Genomic DNA, 23980 nt, shown 5'->3' on the forward strand with positions numbered 1-23980 from the left:
CCGCGCCGACCTCAGTACGCGCTGTTGACGTTGTCGATCGAGCCGTAGCGGTCGGCGGCGTAGTTCGCGGCGGCCGTCAGGTTGGCCACCGGGTCGTACTGGCTCTTGGCGGTGCCCGGGACGTGGTAGGCGTCGAAGGTCGGCTTGATGACCTGCAGCAGACCGATCGACGGGACGCCGTTGATGGCGTTGATGTCCCAGTCGTTGATGGCGTTCGGGTTGCCCGAGGACTCCCGCATGATGTTCTTGTGCAGGCCGTTGTAGGTGCCCGGGATCTTGTGCTTCTTCATGATGTCGAGCGCCTCGCGGATCCAGCCGTCGAGGTTGTTCGGGTAGGACTTCACGGCGGCCTTGGCGATCTTCGCGCGCTGGGCGGACCGGCTCGCGGCCTCCTTCTTGGCGCGCTCCTGGTCGGCCTTCTTCTTCGCGGCGGCCGCGGCGGCCTTCTTGTCGGCGTCGGAGGCCTGGTCGGTGACGCTGGCCTTCACGGCCTGCGCCGGGTTCTGGCTGAACGCCGCCGGAGCCGCGGACACGGTCTGCGTGGCGGTCTGAGCCTCGGCCGGCACCAGCGAGAACGCGAGGGCGGCGGCACCGAAGGCGGCCGTTCCGGCGAGCGAGAGCTTGTGGGTCTTGGTCAGCGCGAGACTGCGGCCGGGGTTCTTGGCGTTCTTGAGCATGTGTGAGGGACCTCTTCGAATAGCGCGGAGATCGCTCTCGTGCCGGGTGGGGACCTTGCAGTTCCGGCACAAACGCCGCGGGGCGACCCGCGGCGTCGAGCGACAGCAGCAATTCTTAGCGGCCGCAAAATCGTGTGGCAAAGGTGTGACGTACGATGCCGCTTAGTAGAAACGGAAAGGGCAAAACGGGACAGAACAACCCGTCCTTCCCGCTCAAACCACCCTTATACCTCAACTAGGGAGCTTCGTACGTGATGCGCACCCTATGGGCGGGCTCACAGGGCCCGGGCGGCAAGCTCACCGGCAGTTGCTGGCGCAATGCTCTGCGTGAGGGGTCTCCTCCGGCAGGATGAGGTGCACGTCCCCGAACTCGTGCCACAGGTAACGCCCCTCGGCCGCCGCCTCGTACGAGCGGTCGACCGCCGCCCGCCCGGCGACCGCCTCCAGCATCAGCAGATGCGAGGCCTCCGGCTCGTGCAGCCCCGTCAGCAGCCCGTCCACCACCCGCACCCCGCGCTCCGGGGTCACCACCAGGTCCGTCCAGCCGCGCCGGGCCCGTACGACACCGTCGGGCCCGGTGGCCGACTCCACCGCCCGCACCGCCGTCGTCCCCACCGCGACCACCCGCCCGCCCGGCCGTCTCCCCCCGTTCGCCCGCGCCGCGTTGATCAGCCGCGCCGACGCCTCCGGCACCGCGAACCGCTCCGGGTACGGCGGCTCGTGCGCCTCCGCCGACGCCACCCCGGTGTGCAGCGTGACCGGCGCGAACTGCACCCCCCGACTCACCAGCTCCGCCACCAGCCGCGCCGTGAACGGCCGCCCCGCACTCGGCATCTCCGCGGACCCCGCCCCGTCCCGCGACGGCAGCGCGAACACCGTCTGGTACACCGAGAGCGGCTGGTCCCGCTCCGTGTAGGAGTAGCGGATGGGCCGCCCGTGCTCCCGCAGCACCCCCGCGACGTCCGGTGCGGACACCCGGGCCCACCACAGCCGCTCGCCCCGCGCGCTCAGCGGCTCCTCCAGGACCAGCCGCGCACCCCCCGGCAGAACCACCTCCGTCCCCGCCGGCCCGCCCGCACGCGCGCGCGTGGTGCCGCGTCCGTCCGGATCCCGCAGCTCGACGGCCCACCGCCCGTCGTCGCCCCGCGTGGAGAAATGCACCACCACGCGCGCGTGTCCCACCGTCCCGTCCACCGCCGCCGCCAGCGTCGGCGAGGTGTTGACCACCAGCAGGTCTCCCGCCCTCAGCAGCCCCGGCAGCGCCGCGAACGCGTGGTGCGACACCCGCGTACCGCACGAGACCAGCAGCCGTACGCCGTCCCGGTCCAGACCCGGCCCGCGCTGCTCGGCGGGCACGCGCGCGTGCAGCTCCTCCGGGACGCCCACCGCCACCGTGCTCATCGCCCCTCCAGCAGGGACCGTGCCCCGTACCGGCCGCTGACCGGCCGCTCGTCCAGCAACCGCAGGAACGCCGGGACCACGCTCCCCGGACCGGGCCGCGGCTCGTCGTCGTCCGGTACGGCCGCGGCGTACAGGTCCGTGCCCATGTCCCCGGGATCGACGGCCCACACCCGCAGCCCCGGTTCCTCCACGGCCAGCACCGCCGACATCCGGTCCAGCGCCGCCTTCGAGGCCCCGTACCCGCCCCACGTCCCGTACGCCTCGGCCGCCGCGTCGGAACTGACGCCGATCACCGCGCCCGCCCCGGAGGCCCGCAGCAGCGGCAGCGCCTCCTGCACCAGCCCCAGCGCCGCGACCACATTGACCTCCAGGGCCCGCCGCAGCCCGTCCAGGGCCAGCTCCTCCAGCCGTACCAGCGGCTCGGCGCCCAGCGCGCTCGCGTTGTTCACCAGCAGGTCGACCCCGCCCAGCTCCCGCGCCGCCGCCGTCAGCGCGGCCCGGTGCCCGGCGTCGGTGACGTCCCCCGGCAACGCCTCCACCCGTGTTCCGTACGCCGACAGCTCCGCCGCCGCCTCCTTCAGGGCCCCGGCGGTCCTGGCGTCCAGCACCAGATCCCACCCGCGCTCCGCCAGCGCCGCGCCCAGCGCCCGGCCCAGCCCCTTCGAAGCCCCCGTGATGATCGCTACGGGCATGACATCCGTCCCCTCGTCCTCGGCCGCCACCCGACCCGGGCGGCGGTGATCCCAACGTAGGAACGGGACCGCCCCCGCCGCCTCGTACGCGGGCCGCAGACCGCCGGGGCCCTTTGCCCTAGGCCGCCGGGCGGACCCGCGGTCCTAGGTCCGGTCGTAGGCCCCCGGCCTAGGTCCAAGGGCCCGGAGGAGACCCCCACCGGCCCGATCCGCGGTGTCGGACCCCGCCGGTACGGTGAGTTCATGAGTCACCGTCCACGGTCCGGCCTCGCCGCGGTCAGCTCCGCGCTGCTGGCCATGAGCAGGCACCTGGAGGTGCGCGACGTCCTCAAGACGATCGTCGCCTCCGCGCGCGAACTGCTCGACGCGGAGTACGCGGCGCTCGGCGTCCCCGACGACCACGGCGGCTTCGCCCAGTTCGTCGTCGACGGCGTCAGCGACGCCCAGTGGAAGGCCATCGGCCCCCTCCCGCGCCAGCACGGCATCCTCGCCGCCATGCTCCACGAGGCCGCCCCCGAGCGCCTCGCCGACGTCCGCAAGGACCCGCGCTTCGAGGGCTGGCCGAGCGCGCACCCCGACCTCGTCGACTTCCTGGGCCTGCCCATCCGCGACGGCGACGAGGTCATCGGCGCCCTCTTCCTCGCCAACAAACGCTGCCCGAGGCCCGAGGGCGGCTGCGGCTTCACCGAGGAGGACGAGGACCTGCTGTCGATCCTCGCCCAGCACGCCGCGATCGCCCTGACCAACGCCCGCCTCTACGAGCGCAGCCGCGAGCTGACCATCGCCGAGGAGCGCTCCCGGCTCGCGCACGAACTCCACGACGCCGTCAGCCAGAAGCTGTTCTCCCTGCGCCTGACCGCCCAGGCCGCCGCCACCTTGGTCGACCGCGACCCCTCCCGTGCCAAGGGCGAACTCCAGCAGGTCGCCGCCCTCGCCGCCGAGGCCGTGGACGAGCTGCGCGCCGCCGTCGTCGAGCTGCGCCCCGCCGGGCTCGACGAGGACGGCCTCGCCGCCACCCTGCGCACCCAGATCCACGTCCTGGACCGTGCCCACAGCGCCCGTGTCACCTTCTCCGGCCGCGGCGCCCGCGCGCTGCCCGCCGCACAGGAGGAGGCCATGCTGCGCGTCGCCCAGGAAGCCCTGCACAACGCCCTGCGGCACTCGGGAGCCGAGCGGGTCGACGTCACCCTCGACCGCCACGGCGGCGGGGCCGTCCTACGGGTCACGGACGACGGCGTGGGCTTCGACACCCAGATCGTGCGCCGCCAGGGACGCCATCTCGGCCTGGTCTCGATGCGCGACCGGGCGAGCGGCGTCGGCGGCCGGCTGACCGTGGAATCGGCGCCCGGAAAGGGCACCACGATCGAGATGGAGGTCCCCGGTGGCTGAGACAATCAAGGTGCTGCTCGTCGACGACCACCAGGTGGTCCGACGCGGCCTGCGCACCTTCCTGGAGGTGCAGGACGACATAGAGGTCGTGGGAGAGGCCGCCGACGGCGCCGAGGGAGTCGCCCGCGCCGAGGAACTCCGGCCCGATGTCGTCCTCATGGACGTCAAGATGCCGGGCATGGACGGCGTCGACGCCCTGCGCAAACTCCGCGAACTCGCCAACCCCGCACGCGTGCTCATCGTCACCAGCTTCACCGAACAGCGCACGGTCGTCCCGGCCCTGCGCGCCGGCGCCGCCGGGTACGTCTACAAGGACGTGGACCCCGACGCCCTCGCCGGTGCCATCCGCTCGGTGCACGCCGGGCACATCCTCCTGCAGCCGGAGGTCGCCGACGCGCTGCTGTCGCAGGAGGGGGCCAACTCGGGCCAGGGCAGGGGCGGTTCCCTCACCGAGCGGGAGCGCGAGGTGCTCGGTCTGATAGCCGACGGGCGCTCCAACCGCGAGATCGCCCGCGCGCTGGTGCTCTCCGAGAAGACGGTCAAGACCCACGTCTCGAACATCCTGATGAAACTCGACCTGGCGGACCGCACCCAGGCCGCGCTGTGGGCGGTGCGCCACGGTGTGACCTGATGATGTACGGATTGTCCGGCAACATGGAGGGTTCCACTCCGGACTGAGATTCATACTGTCGGGTGTATGTCCCTCGGGTGGCGCATCCTCGGGGGAGCCCCGCCGTTCTTCAGTGCGTGCTGTGTGCGACCGCCGCAGTGATCGCAAAGAAGGGCTCAACGTGAAGAACCTGAAGAAGGCCGCCGCTGTCACGATGGTGGCCGGTGGCCTCGTCGCCGCCGGTGCCGGCATGGCCTCCGCCACCGACGGCGGGGCGCACGCCGACGGCAAGGCCATCGGCTCGCCGGGCGTCGTCTCGGGCAACGTCATCCAGGCCCCGGTCCACATCCCGGTGAACGCGGTCGGCAACAGCGTGAACGTCATCGGTGTCCTGAACCCGGCCTTCGGCAACCTGGGTGTCAACCACTGACGTTCCCGCCCCGGAGCACCAGTGACCACCGGCCTTCCAGGCGCTCCTGGGAGGCCGGTCAGACTGCCGCCCCATCCTGTTCCCCAGCCGTCCTGCCGTCTTGACGCGCCGAACGGGCGGTTCCCCCTGCCCGTCCGTGCCAGGGCGCCCGCGTTGGCCGGCGCACGATCCGTGTGCGGGTCGGACCCGTACGACGCAGGAGGAGCGCGGCTCACGAACTTCTCCAAGAAGGCCGCCCTGACCGTGACCGCCGCCTATCTCGCCGCGGCCGCCTCGTCCGGCGCCGCCGTCGCCGACTCGTCGGCCGACAGCGCGGCCGTCGGTTCCCAGGGCGTCGCCTCCGGCCTCGTCGTCCAGGTCCCCGTCGACGTCCCCGTCACGGTCACCGGCCTCGGTGCCGACCTCGTTGCCGCGCTCAACCCGACGTTCGGCAATGTCACGGTCGACCCCTGACCACCCCCGCGCTCCCACCGGGGTCCCGCGAACCTGCCGGGTTCGCGGGGCCTTCGGCTGCGCCGCCCCACCCGGTCGGGGCCCGCCGCCTACCGCCCCCGCTCCCGCTCCTCCACGAACGCGTTGTACGCCGCCACCTGCGCCCGCCGAGCCGTCCGCTCCACCGGCCGCAGCGCGTCCGCCCGCGAGGCCATCTCCGAGGCGCTCACGGCCCCGCCGTCCCCGTGCTCGAAGGCCACCGAGACCAGCAGCCCCACGCGCTGCGCCAGCTCCAGCACCCGTACCGCACGCGGCGGATACCCGGGAGCCAACACCTCCCGTCCCCGCTCGGCCCGCGCCCGGTACGCGTCGATCGCCGCCTCGGCCACCGGCCCGGACGCCGCGATGTCCAGCCGGGACAGCACGGCGGTGGCGTCCCGCAACGCCTCCGCCAGCTCCCGCTCGGCCTCCCCGAGGGACGGCACGTCGGCCGGCGGGGCCTCCCGCACCGCCAGGCAGTGCCAGACGACCTCCACGTGCTCGTCACCGGCGGGCCCGGCCTCGTACACCTCCGGCACCAGCCCCACCGCACCCCCGTGGCAGACGACCGCCTCCTTCGCCTCCAGCGCCCGCTTGTTGAACTCCGGTGGCCCGCTCAGCCCCAGTGGATGCCCCGCCGCGGGCAGCGCGATGCGCAGCCCGCTCACCCCGAGGGCCCGCAACCGCCCCAGCGCGAGCGTCAGCCCGACCGGACCCAACTCGCCGGGCAGCCCCTCCACCCGGTGCACCGCGTCCTCACCGACGATCGCGAGGACCGCGTCATCCGGCGAGACAAGTCCGGCAAGAAGGGCATTTCCCCATGCGGCAAGGCGTCCTGAGCGCGGTTCCGAGAGCATGCCCCCACCCTAAGGACCGACCGAGGGGATGGACGGCCCGACCGGTGGCGTAGATTTCCCTGAGGGCTGCGCCCACCCGGCGGTGGCTCCGACCACAGGCGTACGCGACAGCCGAGACAGGCCGACACTGCAAGGGGAGACAGCGCGCTCATGAGCGATGTTCTGGAGCTGGAGGACGTATCCGTGGTCCGCGAGGGCCGGGCTCTGGTGGACCAGGTCTCCTGGTCGGTCAAGGAGGGCGAGCGCTGGGCCATCCTCGGCCCGAACGGCGCCGGCAAGACCACCCTCCTCAACATCGCCTCCAGCTACCTCTACCCCAGCAAGGGCACCGCCACGATCCTCGGCGACACCCTCGGCAAGGTCGACGTCTTCGAGCTGCGCCCCCGCATCGGCATGGCCGGCATCGCCATGGCCGAGAAGCTCCCGAGGCGCCAGACCGTCCTGCAGACCGTGCTGACCGCCGCGTACGGCATGACGGCCACCTGGAACGAGGACTACGAGGAGATCGACGAGCTGCGCGCCCGCGCCTTCCTCGACCGCCTCGGCATGACCGACTACGTCGACCGCAAGTTCGGCACCCTCTCCGAGGGCGAGCGCAAGCGCGCCCTCATCGCCCGCGCCCTGATGGCCGACCCCGAGCTGCTGCTCCTCGACGAGCCCGCCGCCGGCCTCGACCTCGGTGGCCGCGAGGACCTCGTACGCCGTCTCGGCCGCCTCGCCCGCGACCCGATCGCCCCCTCCATGATCATGGTCACGCACCATGTCGAGGAGATCCCGCCGGGCTTCACCCACGTCCTGATGATCCGTCAGGGCAAGGTCCTCGCCGCGGGCCCGCTGGAGCTGGAGCTCACCTCCCGCAACCTCTCCCTCTGCTTCGGCCTCCCGCTCGTCGTCGACCAGCTCGGCGAGCGCTGGACCGCCCACGGTCTGCCGCTCACCTGAACCCCCAACTTCTCCCGGCCCCCGCCAGTCGAATGCCCTGGGACCACAACCGGACCCAGGCGCAACCGACTTGGGCGCACTCTGCACGTGATCTTTGGCCGTGCGCTCTGTTCGGCGGCCCGATCGCGGTTCTACCATGGCCGATGTGGACAGCATCGACGCATGGGTGTGGTGGCTGATCGGCGCGGCCGGGCTCGGGATCGCCCTCGTCGTGACCGCGATGCCCGAGTTGGGCATGCTCGCCCTGGGCGCGGTCGCCGGCGCCGTGACCGCGGGACTGGGCGGAGGTGTCGTACTCCAGGTCCTCGTCTTCGCGGTCGTCTCGGTCGCGCTCATCGCCGTCGTACGGCCCATCGCGGCCAGGCACCGGTCCCAGCGACCCCAACTCGCGACCGGTATCGACGCGTTGAAGGGCAAACAGGCCGTCGTCCTGGAACGGGTCGACGGCATGGGCGGCCGGATCAAGCTGGCCGGCGAGATCTGGTCCGCCCGCGCGCTCGACACCGGCCAGGCCTACGAGGTGGGTCAGGAAGTGGACGTCGTGGAGATCGAGGGAGCCACGGCGATCGTCATGTGACCTCGTACGACGGGGTCACGAGGCGATGACGCAATGACCTGAACGACCCACCTGGCAGGCGGGCTTCTGCCAGACTCGACCAGCAAGATCTTCAACAGTCCGAACAGGCATAAGATCTTCCGGAAGCGCCACGGCGGAGAAGGGCACGGGGAGCAACGATGGAACCGATCATCATCGTCCTGATCATTCTGGTGGTGTTGGTCTTCATCGCCCTGATCAAGACCATCCAGGTGATCCCACAGGCCAGCGCGGCGATCGTCGAGCGATTCGGCCGCTACACCCGCACCCTCAACGCGGGACTCAACATCGTCGTCCCGTTCATCGACTCGATCCGCAACCGCATCGACCTCCGTGAACAGGTCGTACCGTTCCCGCCCCAGCCGGTGATCACCCAGGACAACCTGGTCGTGAACATCGACACGGTCATCTACTACCAGGTGACCGACGCCCGCGCCGCGACCTACGAGGTCGCCAGCTACATCCAGGCGATCGAGCAGCTCACCGTCACCACACTGCGCAACATCATCGGCGGCATGGACCTGGAACGCACCCTGACCTCCCGCGAGGAGATCAACGCGGCCCTGCGCGGCGTCCTCGACGAGGCCACCGGCAAGTGGGGCATCCGCGTCAACCGCGTCGAGCTGAAGGCGATCGAGCCGCCCACCTCCATCCAGGACTCGATGGAGAAGCAGATGCGTGCCGACCGCGACAAGCGCGCCGCGATCCTCACCGCCGAAGGTACGCGCCAGGCGGCCATCCTCACCGCCGAGGGCGAGAAGCAGTCCCAGATCCTGCGCGCCGAGGGTGAGGCCAAGGCCGCCGCCCTGCGCGCCGAGGGTGAGGCCCAGGCCGTCCGTACGGTCTTCGAGGCCATCCACGCCGGTGACCCGGACCAGAAGCTGCTCTCCTACCAGTACCTCCAGATGCTCCCGAAGATCGCCGAGGGCGACGCCAACAAGCTCTGGATCGTCCCCAGCGAGATCGGCGACGCCCTCAAGGGCCTCTCCGGCGCCATGGGCAACTTCGGCAACCTGGGCGGCGGCCCGTCGGTCCCCAGGCCCGCCGACGGCAACGGCGAACGCCGCGAGAAGCCGGCGATCGACTGAGCACACGACCAGGGGCCCGCCTTCGAGGAGAAGGCGGGCCCCTGGTTTCTGCCTTTCGGGGGCCGGCGAAGCCCTACGCGGCTCCCTGGGACAGCCACGCCGGAAGCGCGTCGTAGTCCTCGTGTCCCAGCGACAACAGCATGGCGTCGGCCGGCGTCGGCTCGAACGGCTGCCGCAGCAGCGGCATACCCGCCTGCTCCGGAGTCCGGTCGGCCTTGCGGTGGTTGTCCTCGGCGCAGGAGGCGACCGTGTTCAGCCAGGTGTCACCACCGCCCCGCGACCGCGGCACCACGTGGTCGACGGTCGTCGCCCGCCTGCCGCAGTAGGCGCACCTGTGCCTGTCCCTCACCAGGACACCCCGCCTGGACCACGGCGCTTGTCTTCGGAACGGCACCCTGACATACCTGCAGAGTCTGATCACCCGGGGCGCCGGTATGTCGACCGCGGCTCCGCGCATGCGCAGTTCGGGGTGGGTCTGCTCGACGACGGCCTTGTCCTGCAGTACCAGCACGACGGCTCGGTTGAGCGTCACCGTCGACAGCGGCTCGAAGCTCGCGTTCAGTACCAGCGTGTCCCGCATCCCAGCCCACCTCCTGTGCCAGCCCACCCCCCGGCGGGCTTGGATCAACTCTGGCCGGGCACGCCGAGATGGACAACGCAATAAAAAATGCCCGTCTCTGATCACTTCCAAGACCAGAGACGGGCAAACGTTCAATGAACGTCCGGCTTCGTTACTTTTCCGCCTCAGCGGCGTACTCGCCGATGAGTTGGGCACGAGCCAGGGTGTGGAACCGCAGGTTGAAACCGATTACGGCTGGTGAGGCGTCCGAGTCCGGACCGAGCTTCTCCTGATCCACGGCGTACACCGTGAACACATAGCGGTGCGCGGGGTCCCCGGGCGGCGGCGCGGCCCCGCCGAAGTCCTTCGTCCCGTAGTCGTTGCGCACCTGGACGGCGCCCTCGGGCAGTCCCTCGAACTTCCCCGAGCCCGCGCCCGTCGGCAACTCCGTCACCGACGCCGGGATGTCGAACACCACCCAGTGCCAGAACCCGCTGCCCGTGGGGGCGTCCGGGTCGTAGCAGGTCACGGCGAAACTCCTGGTCTCCGGCGGGAAGCCCTCCCAGCTCAGCTGCGGCGAGGTGTTCCCCTCCGCGTAGACCTGGGCGTCCTTGAGCGTTTCACCCGCCTCGACGTCTTCGCTCGTGACGGTGAACGACGGCACGACCGGGTGGAAATCGTGGGGGAGCGGCGGCCTCTTCGGCTCGGTCACCTCAATACCTCCTGATGGATCCGGGGTAGGTGTGCTCAGAGCCTAGAACCAGCTGCGCTTGCTGCCGACCTCCGACAGCCACTGGTTCAGATACGCGGCCCAGTCCGTGCCCTGGTAGTCGTGCAGCCCCACCCGGAACGAACGGAACGAGTCGCTTCCCTCGCTGAACAGACCCGGCTTCTTGTCCATCTCCAGCACGACGTCCATCTCGCGGTCGTCGGCCACGAAGCTCAACTCGACCTGGTTGAGGCCGTGGTACTGCTGCGGCGGGTAGAACTCGACCTCCTGGTAGAAGGGGAGCTTCTGCCGGGTGCCACGGATGTGACCGCGCTCCAGGTCCGCGTTCTTGAAGCGGAAGCCCAGCTGGATGAAGGCGTCCAGGATGGCCTGCTGCGCCGGCAGCGGGTGCACGTTGATCGGGTCCAGGTCACCGGAGTCGACCGCACGCGCGATCTCCAGCTCGGTGGTCACACCGATGTTCATGCCCGGCAGGGTCTGCCCCTGGATGGTCGTGATCGGCGTCTCCCACGGGATCTCCAGCCCGAACGGCACCGTGTGGACCGCCCCGGCCTTCAGCTCGAAGGCACCACCGAGCCGCTGCTTGGTGAACACCATGTCCTGCTTGTACTCCGCGTCCTGGCCCTCCACCTCGACCCTGGCCTGCAGACCGACGGACAGCGCCTCGATCTGCTGGTCCACGGAACCGCCCTGGATCCGCACCTCACCCTGGACGACGCCGCCCGGGACGACATTGACCTCGGTCAGCACCGTCTCGACCGAAGCCCCGCCGGCTCCCAGGCTCGCGAGCAGCCGCTTGAACCCCATGTCTGTTCCTCCCGTCAGGCAATGCCTGCATATCTGTGTGGTTCTGTGTCTTGTGGTGTGGATCGCTCTGCGTCGCGTGGATCCTTGATCCCTACAAACGCAAACAGGCGTCGACCGGTTCCGCGTCCTCCCGCTCCACACCCTTCCAAGGAGAACGCCCTCTCGCCACCCGTCGGCACGCACCCGTCTGGACTACGCTCGGACGCCATGATCGCGAGCACCGACCGTACGCCCCTGGCCCGCGAGTTCTTCGACCGCCCCGTACTGGAGGTGGCACCGGACCTCCTGGGACGCGTCCTCGTACGCCTCACCCCGGACGGGCCGATCGAACTGCGCCTCACGGAGGTCGAGGCCTACGACGGCGCGAACGACCCCGGCTCCCACGCCTATCGGGGGCGTACCGCCCGCAACGACGTGATGTTCGGTCCACCCGGTCACGTGTACGTCTACTTCACCTACGGCATGTGGCACTGCATGAACCTCGTGTGCGGTCCTGAGGGCACGGCGAGCGGGGTCCTGCTGCGCGCCGGCGAGATCACCGAAGGTGCCGACCTCGCCCGCAAACGTCGAATCTCAGCCCGAGATGACAAAGAACTGGCCAAAGGACCCGCCCGTCTGGCCACCGCCCTGGACGTGGACCGGGCCCTGGACGGTACGGACGCCTGCGCATCGGGCAACGCGCCCATAACGGTCCTGACCGGCACTCCTGTTGGGCCTGACCAGGTACGCAACGGCCCCCGCACCGGTGTCTCCGGGGACGGTGGAGTGCACCCCTGGCGTTTCTGGATCGCCGACGACCCGACGGTCAGCCCGTATCGGGCCCATGCCCCCCGCCGGCGCTCAACTTGACTCGCCCCTGGGGTGTCCGTAATGTAGCCCGAGCCGCTTGAACCGGTTACGGCGATCAGCCAGCAGCCGAGAGCGGCCAACCCACTATCTACGTCATCCCCTCAGCGGGGGCGAATCAGGCATGCCTTGATTTCAGCCCGCAGAACTCAATTATGAGTTGCCGAGGGAATCGGCTAACGTAGTGAATGTCGAAAGGCCGCAAGGGAAACCGAGAGGCCAAAAGGCAGCCGAAAGGCAAACCCCCCGACTGGGAATCGGAACCGGAAACGGTCTGATAGAGTCGGAAACGCAAGACCGAAGGGAAACTGCCCGGAGGAAAGCCCGAGAGTAGCTTGGGTGAGTACAAAGGAAGCGTCCGTTCCTTGAGAACTCAACAGCGTGCCAAAAATCAACGCCAGATATGTTGATACCCCGTTCCTGGCCGGATTTCCGGTTGGGGCGAGGTTCCTTTGAAGTAAAACACAGCGAGGACGCTGTGAACGGTCGGGCTTATTCCGCCTGGCTGTTCCGCTCTCGTGGTGTCGACCCGATTACGGGTAAACATTCACGGAGAGTTTGATCCTGGCTCAGGACGAACGCTGGCGGCGTGCTTAACACATGCAAGTCGAACGATGAACCACTTCGGTGGGGATTAGTGGCGAACGGGTGAGTAACACGTGGGCAATCTGCCCTTCACTCTGGGACAAGCCCTGGAAACGGGGTCTAATACCGGATACAACACTCTCGGGCATCCGATGAGTGTGGAAAGCTCCGGCGGTGAAGGATGAGCCCGCGGCCTATCAGCTTGTTGGTGAGGTAACGGCTCACCAAGGCGACGACGGGTAGCCGGCCTGAGAGGGCGACCGGCCACACTGGGACTGAGACACGGCCCAGACTCCTACGGGAGGCAGCAGTGGGGAATATTGCACAATGGGCGAAAGCCTGATGCAGCGACGCCGCGTGAGGGATGACGGCCTTCGGGTTGTAAACCTCTTTCAGCAGGGAAGAAGCGAAAGTGACGGTACCTGCAGAAGAAGCGCCGGCTAACTACGTGCCAGCAGCCGCGGTAATACGTAGGGCGCGAGCGTTGTCCGGAATTATTGGGCGTAAAGAGCTCGTAGGCGGTCTGTCGCGTCGGATGTGAAAGCCCGGGGCTTAACCCCGGGTCTGCATTCGATACGGGCAGACTAGAGTGTGGTAGGGGAGATCGGAATTCCTGGTGTAGCGGTGAAATGCGCAGATATCAGGAGGAACACCGGTGGCGAAGGCGGATCTCTGGGCCATTACTGACGCTGAGGAGCGAAAGCGTGGGGAGCGAACAGGATTAGATACCCTGGTAGTCCACGCCGTAAACGGTGGGAACTAGGTGTTGGCGACATTCCACGTCGTCGGTGCCGCAGCTAACGCATTAAGTTCCCCGCCTGGGGAGTACGGCCGCAAGGCTAAAACTCAAAGGAATTGACGGGGGCCCGCACAAGCAGCGGAGCATGTGGCTTAATTCGACGCAACGCGAAGAACCTTACCAAGGCTTGACATCGCCCGGAAAGCATCAGAGATGGTGCCCCCCTTGTGGTCGGGTGACAGGTGGTGCATGGCTGTCGTCAGCTCGTGTCGTGAGATGTTGGGTTAAGTCCCGCAACGAGCGCAACCCTTGTTCTGTGTTGCCAGCATGCCCTTCGGGGTGATGGGGACTCACAGGAGACTGCCGGGGTCAACTCGGAGGAAGGTGGGGACGACGTCAAGTCATCATGCCCCTTATGTCTTGGGCTGCACACGTGCTACAATGGCAGGTACAATGAGCTGCGAAGCCGTGAGGCGGAGCGAATCTCAAAAAGCCTGTCTCAGTTCGGATTGGGGTCTGCAACTCGACCCCATGAAGTCGGAGTTGCTAGTAATCGCAGATCAGCATTGCTGCGGTGAATACGTTCCCGGGCCTTGTACACACCGCCCGTCACGTCACGAAAGTCGGTAACACCCGAAGCCGGTGGCCCAACCCCTTGTGGGAGGGAGCTGTCGAAGGTGGGACTGGCGATTGGGACGAAGTCGTAACAAGGTAGCCGTACCGGAAGGTGCGGCTGGATCACCTCCTTTCTAAGGAGCACTTCTACCGATCCCTACGGGGTGAGGTCAGAGGCCAGATCATCAGCGAACGTCTGATGCTGGTTAGCTCATGGGTGGAACGTTGATTATTCGGCATCTTGAGTCATCTCAGGCTGTGAGTACTGTCCTTTCGGGGGCGTGGAAAGCTGATCGGAGTGGTGAGGGTGCCGGGCACGCTGTTGGGTGTCTGAGGGTATGGCCGTGCTTTACGGTTGCCTTCAGTGCCGGCCCCAGTGCACTCGGACTACTGGTTCGGGGTGATGGGTGGTTGGTCGTTGTTTGAGAACTGCACAGTGGACGCGAGCATCTGTGGCCAAGTTTTTAAGGGCGCACGGTGGATGCCTTGGCACCAGGAACCGATGAAGGACGTGGGAGGCCACGATAGTCCCCGGGGAGTCGTCAACCAGGCTTTGATCCGGGGGTTTCCGAATGGGGAAACCCGGCAGTCGTCATGGGCTGTCACCCTTGCCTGAACACATAGGGCAAGTGGAGGGAACGCGGGGAAGTGAAACATCTCAGTACCCGCAGGAAGAGAAAACAACCGTGATTCCGGGAGTAGTGGCGAGCGAAACCGGATGAGGCCAAACCGTATGCGTGTGAGACCCGGCAGGGGTTGCGTATACGGGGTTGTGGGATCTCTCTTTTACAGTCTGCCGGCTGTGAGACGAGTCAGAAACCGTTGATGTAGGCGAAGGACATGCGAAAGGTCCGGCGTAGAGGGTAAGACCCCCGTAGCTGAAACATTGACGGCTCGTTTGAGAGACACCCAAGTAGCACGGGGCCCGAGAAATCCCGTGTGAATCTGGCGGGACCACCCGCTAAGCCTAAATATTCCCTGGTGACCGATAGCGGATAGTACCGTGAGGGAATGGTGAAAAGTACCGCGGGAGCGGAGTGAAATAGTACCTGAAACCGTGTGCCTACAAGCCGTGGGAGCGTCGCGCATCGAGTTTACTCGGTGCGTCGTGACTGCGTGCCTTTTGAAGAATGAGCCTGCGAGTTTGCGGTGTGTTGCGAGGTTAACCCGAGTGGGGTAGCCGTAGCGAAAGCGAGTCCGAACAGGGCGATTTTAGTAGCACGCTCAAGACCCGAAGCGGAGTGATCTAGCCATGGGCAGGTTGAAGCGGAGGTAAGACTTCGTGGAGGACCGAACCCACCAGGGTTGAAAACCTGGGGGATGACCTGTGGTTAGGGGTGAAAGGCCAATCAAACTCCGTGATAGCTGGTTCTCCCCGAAATGCATTTAGGTGCAGCGTCGTGTGTTTCTTGCCGGAGGTAGAGCACTGGATAGGCGATGGGCCCTACCGGGTTACTGACCTTAGCCAAACTCCGAATGCCGGTAAGTGAGAGCACGGCAGTGAGACTGTGGGGGATAAGCTCCATGGTCGAGAGGGAAACAGCCCAGAGCATCGACTAAGGCCCCTAAGCGTACGCTAAGTGGGAAAGGATGTGGAGTCGCACAGACAACCAGGAGGTTGGCTTAGAAGCAGCCACCCTTGAAAGAGTGCGTAATAGCTCACTGGTCTAGTGATTCCGCGCCGACAATGTAGCGGGGCTCAAGCGTACCGCCGAAGTCGTGTCATTCCAGCATATAGGGCCAACGCCTGCTGGGATGGGTAGGGGAGCGTCGTGTGCCGGGTGAAGCAGCCGCGGAAGCGAGTTGTGGACGGTTCACGAGTGAGAATGCAGGCATGAGTAGCGATACACACGTGAGAAACGTGTGCGCCGATTGACCAAGGGTTCCTGGGTCAAGCTGATCTGCCCAGGGTAAGTCGGGACCTAAGGCGAGGCCGACAGGCGTAGTCGATGGATAACCGGTTGATATTCCGGTACCCGCTGTGAAGCGTCAAACACTGAACCAGGCGATGCTAAGTCCGTGAAGCCGTTCCGGACCCTTCGGGGAAAGGAAAGTGGTGGAGCCGACGGACCAGACTTGTAGTAGGTGAGTGATGGGGTGACGCAGGAAGGTAGTCCATCCCGGGCGGTGGTTGTCCCGGGGTAAGGGTGTAGGCCGTGCGATAGGTAAATCCGTCGTACTTGTGGCTGAGACCTGATGCCGAGCCGATTGTGGTGAAGTGGATGATCCTATGCTGTCGAGAAAAGCCTCTAGCGAGTTTCATGGCGGCCCGTACCCTAAACCGACTCAGGTGGTCAGGTAGAGAATACCGAGGCGTTCGGGTGAACTATGGTTAAGGAACTCGGCAAAATGCCCCCGTAACTTCGGGAGAAGGGGGGCCATCACTGGTGATCCGATTTACTCGGTGAGCTGGAGGTGGCCGCAGAGACCAGCGAGAAGCGACTGTTTACTAAAAACACAGGTCCGTGCGAAGCCGTAAGGCGATGTATACGGACTGACGCCTGCCCGGTGCTGGAACGTTAAGGGGACCGGTTAGTCACATTTCGGTGTGGCGAAGCTGAGAACTTAAGCGCCAGTAAACGGCGGTGGTAACTATAACCATCCTAAGGTAGCGAAATTCCTTGTCGGGTAAGTTCCGACCTGCACGAATGGCGTAACGACTTCTCGACTGTCTCAACCATAGGCCCGGTGAAATTGCACTACGAGTAAAGATGCTCGTTTCGCGCAGCAGGACGGAAAGACCCCGGGACCTTTACTACAGTTTGATATTGGTGTTCGGTTCGGCTTGTGTAGGATAGCTGGGAGACTTTGAAGCTCGGACGCCAGTTCGGGTGGAGTCGTCGTTGAAATACCAGTCTGGTCGTGCTGGATGTCTAACCTGGGTCCGTGATCCGGATCAGGGACAGTGTCTGATGGGTAGTTTAACTGGGGCGGTTGCCTCCTAAAGAGTAACGGAGGCGCCCAAAGGTTCCCTCAGCCTGGTTGGCAATCAGGTGGTGAGTGTAAGTGCACAAGGGAGCTTGACTGTGAGACCGACGGGTCGAGCAGGGACGAAAGTCGGGACTAGTGATCCGGCGGTGGCTTGTGGAAGCGCCGTCGCTCAACGGATAAAAGGTACCCCGGGGATAACAGGCTGATCTTCCCCAAGAGTCCATATCGACGGGATGGTTTGGCACCTCGATGTCGGCTCGTCGCATCCTGGGGCTGGAGTCGGTCCCAAGGGTTGGGCTGTTCGCCCATTAAAGCGGTACGCGAGCTGGGTTTAGAACGTCGTGAGACAGTTCGGTCCCTATCCGCTGCGCGCGCAGGAATATTGAGAAGGGCTGTCCCTAGTACGAGAGGACCGGGACGGACGAACCTCTGGTGTGCCAGTTGTCCTGCCAAGGGCATGGCTGGTTGGCTACGTTCGGGAGGGATAACCGCTGAAAGCATCTAAGCGGGAAGCCTGCTTCGAGATGAGTATTCCCACCCACTTGATGGGGTAAGGCTCCCAGTAGACGACTGGGTTGATAGGCCAGATATGGAAGCCTGGTAACGGGTGGAGTTGACTGGTACTAATAGGCCGAGGGCTTGTCCTCAGTTGCTCGCGTCCACTGTGTTAGTTCTGAGACAACGAACAGTTGTCGGCTCAGAGCAGAACATCAACTGAAAAGTGTGCTTGTTCGCTCGAAACCAATAGGGTTTCGGTGGTCATAGCGTGAGGGAAACGCCCGGTTACATTTCGAACCCGGAAGCTAAGCCTTACAGCGCCGATGGTACTGCAGGGGGGACCCTGTGGGAGAGTAGGACGCCGCCGAACAATCTTTGAAGGACCCCTGGTCACCAGCGTACAGCTGGGACCAGGGGTCCTTTTTTGTTTTTCCGGAGCGCGCCGGGTATCCGGCTGCGCGAGAATGACTTGCGGTACCGAAGACAGGAGTCACCATGTCCACCAACTCTCCCGACGATCGACCGGAGCGCGACCAGCGGCGACGGGACAGTGGTGATCGTGGTGGTTATCGCAGTGGGCCGCGTCCGAACAACGACCGTCGGGACAACGACCGTCCGAACAACGACCGTGGTGGCTACGGTCGGCGGGACGACCGCCGTCCCGATGACCGCCGTGGTGACGACCGTCGAAGTGACGACCGTGGTGGCTTCCGGCGCGATGACAACCGCGGTGAGCAGCGCGGCGGTGGCGGCGGTGGCTTCCGGGGACGGGACGACCGTCGCGAGGGCGATCGTGGGCCTCGTCCCGCGTTCCGGCGCGACGACCGCCCTGCGGGTGCGGGTCCGCGTCGTGATGACCGTCGGGACGGCGGGGACCGTGGTGGTTTCCGTCGCGACGGTGACCGGCCGGCCTTCCGGCGGGACGAGCGCAGGGATGACCGGCGTGACGATCGGCGTGGTGACGACCGTGGGGGCTTCGCCCGCCGCGATGACCGTCCCGCGTTCCGGCGCGACGACCGCCCTGCGGGTGCGGGTCCGCGTCGTGACGACCGTCGGGACGGCGGAGACCGTGGAGGCTTCCGCCGGGACGACCGTGACCGGGGCGGCGATCGGGACCGCCGGCGTGACGACCGTCCGGCCCGTCCTGAGCGTCGTGAGGGGGACCGTCCCCCCTTCCGTCGTGATGACGACCGCGGTGGGTTCCGCCGTGATGACAGCCGTGGCGGTGAGCGCCCCGGTGGGTTCCGTCGTGACGACAGCCGTGGCGGTGAGCGCCCCGGTGGGTTCCGTCGTGACGACAACCGTGGCGGTGGCGAACGTCCCGGCGGGTTCCGCGGCCGCGACGACCGTGGCCGTGACGACCGGCGTGGAGACGACCGGCGTGGAGACGACCGGCGTGGAGACGACCGAGGTGGGCGTCCGCCGTTCCGGCGTGACGACCGACGTGACGACTTCCGGCGTGACGACCGCGGAAGCGGAGACCGGCCCGCCTTCCGCCGTGACGACCGCCGCGATGACCGTCCGGCCCGCCCTGAGCGTCGTGAGGGGGACCGTCCCCCCTTCCGCCGCGATGACGACCGCGGTGGGTTCCGCCGTGATGACAGCCGTGGCGGTGAGTGCCCCGGTGGGTTCCGTCGTGACGACAACCGTGGCGGTGGCGAACGCCCCGGCGGGTTCCGTCGTGATGACAGCCGTGGCGGTGGCGAGCGCCCCGGCGGGTTCCGTGGCCGTGACGACCGGCGTGGAGACGACCGAGGCCGTGACGATCGGAGCCATGGCCCCCGTCGGGACGATCGTGGTGGCCGCCCCGGTGGGTTCCGTGACCGGGACGACCGGCGTGGTGGCGACGACCGGCGCGGCGGCGGGCGTTTCCGTGACGAGCGGGACCGGGACCGTGAGCCGATCAAGCGGCTGCCGATCCCCGAGGACGTCACCGGCGAGGAGATCGACAAAGACGTACGGCAGGAGTTGCAGAGCCTGCCCAAGACGCTCGCCGACGATGTCGCCAAGAACCTGGTGATGGTCGCGCGACTCATCGACGAGGACCCCGAGGGCGCGTACGGCTACTCCAGGGTCGCGCTGCGGCTGGCGTCGCGCGTCGCCGCCGTGCGTGAGGCGGCAGGCTTCGCCGCGTACGCCAACCAGAAGTACAGCGAGGCGCTCGCGGAGTTCCGGGCGGCTCGGCGGATGACCGGCAATGTCGACCTGTGGCCCGTCATGGCGGACTGCGAGCGTGGTCTCGGGCGGCCCGAGAAGGCGCTGGACATGGCCGGTGCCCCCGAGGTGCACAAGCTGGACAAGGCCGGTCAGGTCGAGATGCGGCTCGTGGCGGCCGGCGCGCGGCGCGACATGGACCAGCTCGACGCGGCCATCGTGACCCTGCAGAGCCCGGAGCTGGCCTCCAGCTCCGTACAGCCGTGGACCGCGCGTCTGCGGTACGCGTACGCCGACGCGCTGCTCGAGGCCGGGCGGGAGAGCGAGGCGCGGGAGTGGTTCGCCAAGGCTGTCGAGGCCGACAAGGACGGCAGCACGGACGCGTCGGACCGGCTCGCGGAGATGGACGGCGTCGAGTTCGTCGACGCCCTCGGCGAAGAGGGCGGACACGAGGGCGGCGAGGCGCCGCTGAGTGTGTCGGTCACGGACGAGCCGGCCGTCGATGACAGCCACGACGAGCAAGACGGCCTGGACAGCGACACCGACGAGGATGACGTCACCGACGAGGACGACGTCACTGGCGAGGACGCTGCCGACGTGGACGTGACGGACGAGGACGTGACGGACGAGGCGTCCGCCGACAGCGTCGATGTCGTCGACGTCCGGGAGGACAAGGACTGACCCCGGGGAACCGGCGAAGGCCGTGTCAGGGCGGGATCCCGTACGACGGGGTCCCGCCCTTTCGCATGCCCGCTCCCCGGGGGGACCGGGGATCCCTCAGAGGTCCAGCGCGCGCAGCACCAGCCCCGACGCCGGCTTCGGGCCGAACGACGTGGACTTGCGGGGCATGGTGACGCCCTGGCGGGCGAGGTCGCGTACGACTTCCTCGCGGACCGGATGCATCAGGACGGCCGTGCCGCCGTCGCGTTCGGCCTTCTCGACGGTCGCCGCCGTGTCGTGGATGTAGGCGACGTGAGCCGGTGAGTCCTCGGGGATGTGCCAGACATGGTCGAGGAGGGTGGCGTGCAGCACGGTCGCGTCGAGGGTGCGCCACTCGGCCGGGCGGTCGGTGGGAATCGTACGAGCGAGGAGATCCGCGTCCGGCCGGTCGACGAGGTGGAAGGAGCCGTCGCCCGCGAGGAGGAAGGCGTTGCCGGCGGCGGCCGCTTCGGCCAGGGCTTCCAGGGCCTCGGGGAGCGGGACGTCCAGGCGGCGTACGCGGAACCTGCCGTCCAGGGCCGCGAGAGCGTCCGGGACCGCAAGGCGGTGCAGGAGGCGGTGGATCGCGCGGACCCGGAGGGGGTAGCGGGCGGTGTCCACGAGGAGGACCAGGCCGTAGTCCCAGGGGCTGGGGGACGGGTGTTCCGTGCGGAGCCGGAGGTAGGTGGCCCAGCGGTGGTGGCCGTCGGCTATCAGGGCCTGGTGGTGGGCGAGGTCCGCCTGGATCTCGGCCAGGTCGGCGGGGTCGGTGACGGCCCACAGGCGGTGGCTGAAGCCGTCCTCCGTGGTGGTGGCGAGGAGCGGGGCCCGTTCCGTGGTCCGCTCGACCACGGCCGTCGCACCGGCCGTCGCACCGTTGCCCCGGTAGGTGAGGAGCAGGGGCTCCATGTTGGTGGAGGTGGCGCGCATCAGGGCCGCGCGGTCCGTGACCACGTGGGGGATGACGTCCTCGTGCGGGAGGACCACCCCGGCGGACGGCTCCGAGAGGCGCAGGGCGCCTATGAGGCCGCGCTGGAGGATGCTGCCGTCCGCCTGCTCGTAGACATAGAGGCCGGGCTCCCTGTCGGCGGCGAGGACGCCGTCGGCGAGCCAGCGGCGCAGAGTGTCGGCCGCCTGTTCGTCGCGGGCGGTGGGTGTTCTGGCCTGGGGGAGTATCAGGCGGACGATGTTGTGCGGATCGGCGGATTCGAGGTGGAGCAGACCGTCCGGCCGTACGACGACGTCGTACGGCGGTGATGTCACGGCGGCCAGGCTGCCGACCCGGTCGGGGTCGTAGCGAAGCCCCCGGAACGGGGTCAGTTCGAGGCCGCTGCGCGCCGGGATCTCCTCCGCGGGACCTGCGTAGTTCATTGATGCATCGTATGGGTGCCGGTGCTGTGAGGGATGATCGGGGAAAGTGACCTAACCGATTGTTGACCCACCGGGCGATCGCCGGCCCGATCGCCGGACCGCCGGCGGGTGACCGGCCGACCGGCCGACCGGTGGACCGAGCGAGGAGCGGAGTGCAATGAGCCAGGCAGTCAGGACACGGCCCGACGGCAGTGGGCAGGCCCTGAGCGAGGCGTACGACACGGCGCTGCTCGATCTCGACGGGGTGGTGTACGCGGGCGGCAGTGCGATCGCGTACGCCGTGGAGTCCCTGGGCACGGCACGCGCGGGCGGTATGCACCTCGCGTACGTCACCAACAACGCGCTGCGGACGCCCGACACGGTGGCCGCGCATCTCACCGCGCTCGGGATTCCGACCGAGGCGGGGGACGTCATCACCTCGGCGCAGGCCGTCGCCCGGCTGATCAGCGAGCAGCTGCCCGCCGGCGCGCGGGTGCTGGTCATCGGCGGAGAGGGGCTGCGGGTGGCCCTGCGCGAGCGGGGTCTCGAACCGGTCGAGTCGGCGGACGACGCTCCGGCGGCCGTGGTGCAGGGCTTCGGCGGCCCCGACCTGCCCTGGGGGCGGTTCGCGGAGGCCAGCTACGCCATCGCGCGCGGTGTGCCGTGGTACGCGTCCAACACCGACCTGACGATCCCGAGTGCGCGGGGCATCGCGCCCGGCAACGGGGCGGCGGTCCAGGTCGTGCGGATCGCGACCGGAGCCGAGCCGCAGGTGGCGGGTAAGCCGCTGCCGCCGATGCACCGGGAGACGATCCTGCGGACCGGCGCCGAGCGGCCGTTGGTGGTCGGGGACCGGCTGGACACGGACATCGAGGGCGCGTTCAACGGCGAGGTCGACTCGCTGCTCGTGCTGACCGGCGTGACCGGCGGCGCGCAGCTGCTGGCCGCGCCCCCGCAGCACCGGCCGACGTATGTCGACGCCGATCTGCGGGGCATGCTCACCGGGCAGCCGGAGGTCGTCGAGGCGGGCGCGGGCTTCCGCTGCGGAGGCTGGACGGCGACCGCCGGCGCGGAGCGGCTGGAACTGGACGGCGAGGGCTCGGCGCTGGACGGGCTGCGAGCGCTGTGCGCGGCCGCCTGGACGGCTGCCGGGGAGGGCTCGTGCGCGCTGGACGGGGGGAAGGCGCTGGCCCGGCTGGGGCTGTGAGCGCGCGGTGACCCTGGAGAGGGCCCGAGCGAGCCGAAAAGGGAGGATAGGCTAACCTAACCGGGTGTTGGTCGACAGTCCTCCTGAACCGAGCGCGGAGACCGCCCCCGCGCCTGCGAACCGCCGGGCGGTACGAGCCGTCGGGCTCCTCGTGTCCGTCCTGATCCTCGTCCTGGTCGCCCTGGCGAGTATCGCGATCGGCGCGAAGGAGCTGTCCTTCGCTCAGGTCTGGCACGGATTGTTCGTGGACACGGGGACGTACGGCGACGCCGTCGTCGGGGAACGGGTCTCGCGCACCCTCCTCGGCCTGCTCGCGGGATCCGCGCTGGGCCTCGCGGGGGCCGTGCTCCAGGCGCTCACCCGCAACCCGCTCGCCGACCCGGGCCTGCTCGGTATCAACGCGGGCGCGTCCGCCGCGGTCGTCACCGCCATCACCTACTTCGGCGTCACCTCGCTGAGCGGGTACGTGTGGTTCGCGTTCGCCGGTGCCGCCGCGGTCGGGGCGCTGGTCTGGTTCCTCGGCGGCAGCCGGGGCGCGACACCCGTGCGGCTCGCGCTCGCGGGCACCGCCATCAGCGCCGCCCTCTACGGCTATCTGCAGGCCGTCATGATCATGGACGGCGCGGCGCTCTCCAAGATGCGCTTCTGGACGGTCGGTTCGCTCGCGTCGGCGACCGACGGGACGATCACGCAGGTGCTGCCGTTCCTCGCCGTCGGCACGGTCGTCGCGCTGCTGCTCGCCCGGCCGCTGAACGCGATGGCCATGGGCGACGACACGGCCCGCGCGCTGGGCGCCGACCTCAACCGCACCCGCGCGCTCTCGATGGGCGCCGCCACCGTGCTGTGCGGTGCCGCGACCGCCGCCTGCGGGCCGATCGTGTTCGTCGGGCTGATGGTCCCGCACGTCGTACGGTCCTTCACCGGGCCCGACCTGCGCTGGATCCTCCCGTACGCGACCGTCCTGTCGCCCGTGCTGCTGCTCGGCGCCGACGTCGTCGGCCGCATGGTGGTACGGCCCGCGGAGCTGCAGGTCGGCATCGTCACCGCGATCCTCGGCGGGCCGGTCTTCATCTTTCTCGTACGACGGCGGAGGACGGCGCAGCTGTGA

19 protein-coding genes, 3 rRNA genes and 1 pseudogene are annotated in these 23980 nt (G+C 68.0%); 15 read left to right on the forward strand and 8 right to left on the reverse strand.

Annotation, left to right across the window (positions count from 1 at the left end; translation table 11 throughout):
* Positions 1–11: 11 nt before the first annotated feature.
* The 3 genes from STRBO_RS0114275 to STRBO_RS0114285 form a co-directional block, all read right to left on the reverse strand.
* Positions 12–677 (reverse strand): transglycosylase SLT domain-containing protein, encoded by a 666-nt coding sequence (locus STRBO_RS0114275; protein WP_005477610.1) that lies wholly within the window; start codon positions 675–677, stop codon positions 12–14.
* 297 nt (positions 678–974) lie between these two features.
* Positions 975–2078, reverse strand: coding sequence for an S-adenosylmethionine:tRNA ribosyltransferase-isomerase (locus STRBO_RS0114280; RefSeq protein ID WP_005477609.1), 1104 nt, complete (start codon positions 2076–2078; stop codon positions 975–977).
* Complete coding sequence (locus STRBO_RS0114285; RefSeq protein ID WP_028796643.1) at positions 2075–2770, reverse strand: SDR family NAD(P)-dependent oxidoreductase; 696 nt, start codon at positions 2768–2770, stop codon at positions 2075–2077. Before STRBO_RS0114285 ends, STRBO_RS0114280 begins: the two co-directional genes overlap by 4 nt.
* A 243-nt stretch (positions 2771–3013) precedes the next feature.
* On the opposite strand from STRBO_RS0114285, the gene STRBO_RS0114290 reads away from it, so the two are divergent.
* The 4 genes from STRBO_RS0114290 (at position 3014) to STRBO_RS40130 (ending at position 5652) form a co-directional block, all read left to right on the forward strand.
* Positions 3014–4159 carry a GAF domain-containing sensor histidine kinase gene (locus STRBO_RS0114290; protein ID WP_005477607.1) on the forward strand — a complete coding sequence of 382 codons (1146 nt, stop codon included), beginning with the start codon at positions 3014–3016 and terminating at the stop codon, positions 4157–4159.
* Entirely contained in the window at positions 4152–4790 is a 639-nt protein-coding gene (locus STRBO_RS0114295; protein WP_020114354.1) for a response regulator, read from the forward strand. Before STRBO_RS0114290 ends, STRBO_RS0114295 begins: the two co-directional genes overlap by 8 nt.
* Positions 4791–4950: 160 nt before the next feature.
* Positions 4951–5199 (forward strand): chaplin ChpE, encoded by a 249-nt coding sequence (chpE, locus tag STRBO_RS0114300; protein WP_020114355.1) that lies wholly within the window; start codon positions 4951–4953, stop codon positions 5197–5199.
* Positions 5200–5352: 153 nt separating this feature from the next.
* A complete protein-coding gene (locus STRBO_RS40130) occupies positions 5353–5652 on the forward strand; it encodes a chaplin family protein (RefSeq protein ID WP_237547312.1) in 300 nt (99 codons plus the stop codon).
* An 89-nt stretch (positions 5653–5741) separates the two neighbouring features.
* On the opposite strand, the gene STRBO_RS0114310 is transcribed toward STRBO_RS40130, so the two are convergent.
* The gene (locus STRBO_RS0114310) at positions 5742–6527 is read right to left on the reverse strand and encodes a hypothetical protein (protein WP_005477602.1); all 786 of its coding nucleotides are present in this window, start codon (positions 6525–6527) and stop codon (positions 5742–5744) included.
* A gap of 150 nt (positions 6528–6677) precedes the next feature.
* Here STRBO_RS0114310 and STRBO_RS0114315 point away from each other — a divergent pair, with 150 nt between their 5' ends.
* The 3 genes from STRBO_RS0114315 (at position 6678) to STRBO_RS0114325 (ending at position 9152) form a co-directional block, all read left to right on the forward strand.
* Positions 6678–7469 carry an ABC transporter ATP-binding protein gene (locus STRBO_RS0114315; protein WP_005477601.1) on the forward strand — a complete coding sequence of 264 codons (792 nt, stop codon included), beginning with the start codon at positions 6678–6680 and terminating at the stop codon, positions 7467–7469.
* A gap of 145 nt (positions 7470–7614) precedes the next feature.
* Positions 7615–8046: an NfeD family protein gene (locus STRBO_RS0114320; RefSeq protein WP_028796645.1), complete on the forward strand. Its 432-nt coding sequence runs from the start codon at positions 7615–7617 to the stop codon at positions 8044–8046.
* Positions 8047–8204: 158 nt separating this feature from the next.
* Positions 8205–9152 carry an SPFH domain-containing protein gene (locus STRBO_RS0114325; RefSeq protein WP_005477598.1) on the forward strand — a complete coding sequence of 316 codons (948 nt, stop codon included), beginning with the start codon at positions 8205–8207 and terminating at the stop codon, positions 9150–9152.
* A 73-nt stretch (positions 9153–9225) separates the two neighbouring features.
* Here the strand turns inward: STRBO_RS0114325 and STRBO_RS0114330 are convergent, their stop codons facing one another.
* The 3 genes from STRBO_RS0114330 to STRBO_RS0114340 all read right to left on the reverse strand — a co-directional run bounded on the left by STRBO_RS0114330 (position 9226) and on the right by STRBO_RS0114340 (position 11248).
* The gene (locus tag STRBO_RS0114330; RefSeq protein ID WP_005477596.1) at positions 9226–9732 is read right to left on the reverse strand and encodes an HNH endonuclease; all 507 of its coding nucleotides are present in this window, start codon (positions 9730–9732) and stop codon (positions 9226–9228) included.
* A 151-nt stretch (positions 9733–9883) separates the two neighbouring features.
* Positions 9884–10423 carry a YbhB/YbcL family Raf kinase inhibitor-like protein gene (locus STRBO_RS0114335; protein WP_005477594.1) on the reverse strand — a complete coding sequence of 180 codons (540 nt, stop codon included), beginning with the start codon at positions 10421–10423 and terminating at the stop codon, positions 9884–9886.
* Positions 10424–10465: 42 nt separating this feature from the next.
* On the reverse strand, positions 10466–11248 hold the full coding sequence (locus tag STRBO_RS0114340; protein WP_005477592.1) for a sporulation protein: 783 nt from the start codon (positions 11246–11248) through the stop codon (positions 10466–10468).
* A 207-nt stretch (positions 11249–11455) separates the two neighbouring features.
* Here STRBO_RS0114340 and STRBO_RS0114345 point away from each other — a divergent pair, with 207 nt between their 5' ends.
* The 6 genes and pseudogenes from STRBO_RS0114345 (at position 11456) to STRBO_RS0114370 (ending at position 20297) form a co-directional block, all read left to right on the forward strand.
* The gene (locus STRBO_RS0114345; protein ID WP_005477590.1) at positions 11456–12097 is read left to right on the forward strand and encodes a DNA-3-methyladenine glycosylase; all 642 of its coding nucleotides are present in this window, start codon (positions 11456–11458) and stop codon (positions 12095–12097) included.
* Between the two features lie 543 nt (positions 12098–12640).
* A 16S ribosomal RNA gene (locus STRBO_RS40135) occupies positions 12641–14167 on the forward strand.
* Positions 14168–14487: 320 nt separating this feature from the next.
* A 23S ribosomal RNA gene (locus tag STRBO_RS0114355) occupies positions 14488–17611 on the forward strand.
* Between the two features lie 104 nt (positions 17612–17715).
* A 5S ribosomal RNA gene (gene rrf, locus STRBO_RS0114360) occupies positions 17716–17832 on the forward strand.
* The 16S, 23S and 5S rRNA genes sit together here, the layout of an rRNA operon.
* A 287-nt stretch (positions 17833–18119) precedes the next feature.
* Positions 18120–18767 (forward strand): annotated as a pseudogene (locus STRBO_RS45905) (tetratricopeptide repeat protein); the annotation flags it as partial.
* Positions 18768–19373: 606 nt separating this feature from the next.
* Positions 19374–20297, forward strand: coding sequence for a tetratricopeptide repeat protein (locus tag STRBO_RS0114370; RefSeq protein ID WP_237547661.1), 924 nt, complete (start codon positions 19374–19376; stop codon positions 20295–20297).
* A 96-nt stretch (positions 20298–20393) separates the two neighbouring features.
* Here the strand turns inward: STRBO_RS0114370 and STRBO_RS0114375 are convergent, their stop codons facing one another.
* Positions 20394–21686 carry a DUF1015 family protein gene (locus STRBO_RS0114375; protein ID WP_005484887.1) on the reverse strand — a complete coding sequence of 431 codons (1293 nt, stop codon included), beginning with the start codon at positions 21684–21686 and terminating at the stop codon, positions 20394–20396.
* 157 nt (positions 21687–21843) lie between these two features.
* Here STRBO_RS0114375 and STRBO_RS0114380 point away from each other — a divergent pair, with 157 nt between their 5' ends.
* Entirely contained in the window at positions 21844–22872 is a 1029-nt protein-coding gene (locus STRBO_RS0114380; RefSeq protein ID WP_005484888.1) for an HAD hydrolase-like protein, read from the forward strand.
* A 64-nt stretch (positions 22873–22936) separates the two neighbouring features.
* The gene (locus tag STRBO_RS0114385; protein ID WP_028796647.1) at positions 22937–23980 is read left to right on the forward strand and encodes a FecCD family ABC transporter permease; all 1044 of its coding nucleotides are present in this window, start codon (positions 22937–22939) and stop codon (positions 23978–23980) included.

Origin of the sequence: Streptomyces bottropensis ATCC 25435 (assembly GCF_000383595.1) — a bacterium.
GTDB lineage: Bacteria > Actinomycetota > Actinomycetes > Streptomycetales > Streptomycetaceae > Streptomyces > Streptomyces bottropensis.

What these genes read in the sequence shown, in the direction of transcription:
- STRBO_RS0114275 (WP_005477610.1), bottom strand. Translation starts at nt 677, where the DNA reads ATGCTCAAGAACGCCAAGAACCCCGGCCGCAGTCTCGCGCTGACCAAG.
- STRBO_RS0114280 (WP_005477609.1), bottom strand. Translation starts at nt 2,078, where the DNA reads ATGAGCACGGTGGCGGTGGGCGTCCCGGAGGAGCTGCACGCGCGCGTG.
- STRBO_RS0114285 (WP_028796643.1), bottom strand. Translation starts at nt 2,770, where the DNA reads ATGCCCGTAGCGATCATCACGGGGGCTTCGAAGGGGCTGGGCCGGGCG.
- STRBO_RS0114290 (WP_005477607.1), top strand. Translation starts at nt 3,014, where the DNA reads ATGAGTCACCGTCCACGGTCCGGCCTCGCCGCGGTCAGCTCCGCGCTG.
- STRBO_RS0114310 (WP_005477602.1), bottom strand. Translation starts at nt 6,527, where the DNA reads ATGCTCTCGGAACCGCGCTCAGGACGCCTTGCCGCATGGGGAAATGCC.
- STRBO_RS0114315 (WP_005477601.1), top strand. Translation starts at nt 6,678, where the DNA reads ATGAGCGATGTTCTGGAGCTGGAGGACGTATCCGTGGTCCGCGAGGGC.
- STRBO_RS0114325 (WP_005477598.1), top strand. Translation starts at nt 8,205, where the DNA reads ATGGAACCGATCATCATCGTCCTGATCATTCTGGTGGTGTTGGTCTTC.
- STRBO_RS0114330 (WP_005477596.1), bottom strand. Translation starts at nt 9,732, where the DNA reads ATGCGGGACACGCTGGTACTGAACGCGAGCTTCGAGCCGCTGTCGACG.
- STRBO_RS0114340 (WP_005477592.1), bottom strand. Translation starts at nt 11,248, where the DNA reads ATGGGGTTCAAGCGGCTGCTCGCGAGCCTGGGAGCCGGCGGGGCTTCG.
- STRBO_RS0114345 (WP_005477590.1), top strand. Translation starts at nt 11,456, where the DNA reads ATGATCGCGAGCACCGACCGTACGCCCCTGGCCCGCGAGTTCTTCGAC.
- STRBO_RS0114375 (WP_005484887.1), bottom strand. Translation starts at nt 21,686, where the DNA reads ATGAACTACGCAGGTCCCGCGGAGGAGATCCCGGCGCGCAGCGGCCTC.
- STRBO_RS0114380 (WP_005484888.1), top strand. Translation starts at nt 21,844, where the DNA reads ATGAGCCAGGCAGTCAGGACACGGCCCGACGGCAGTGGGCAGGCCCTG.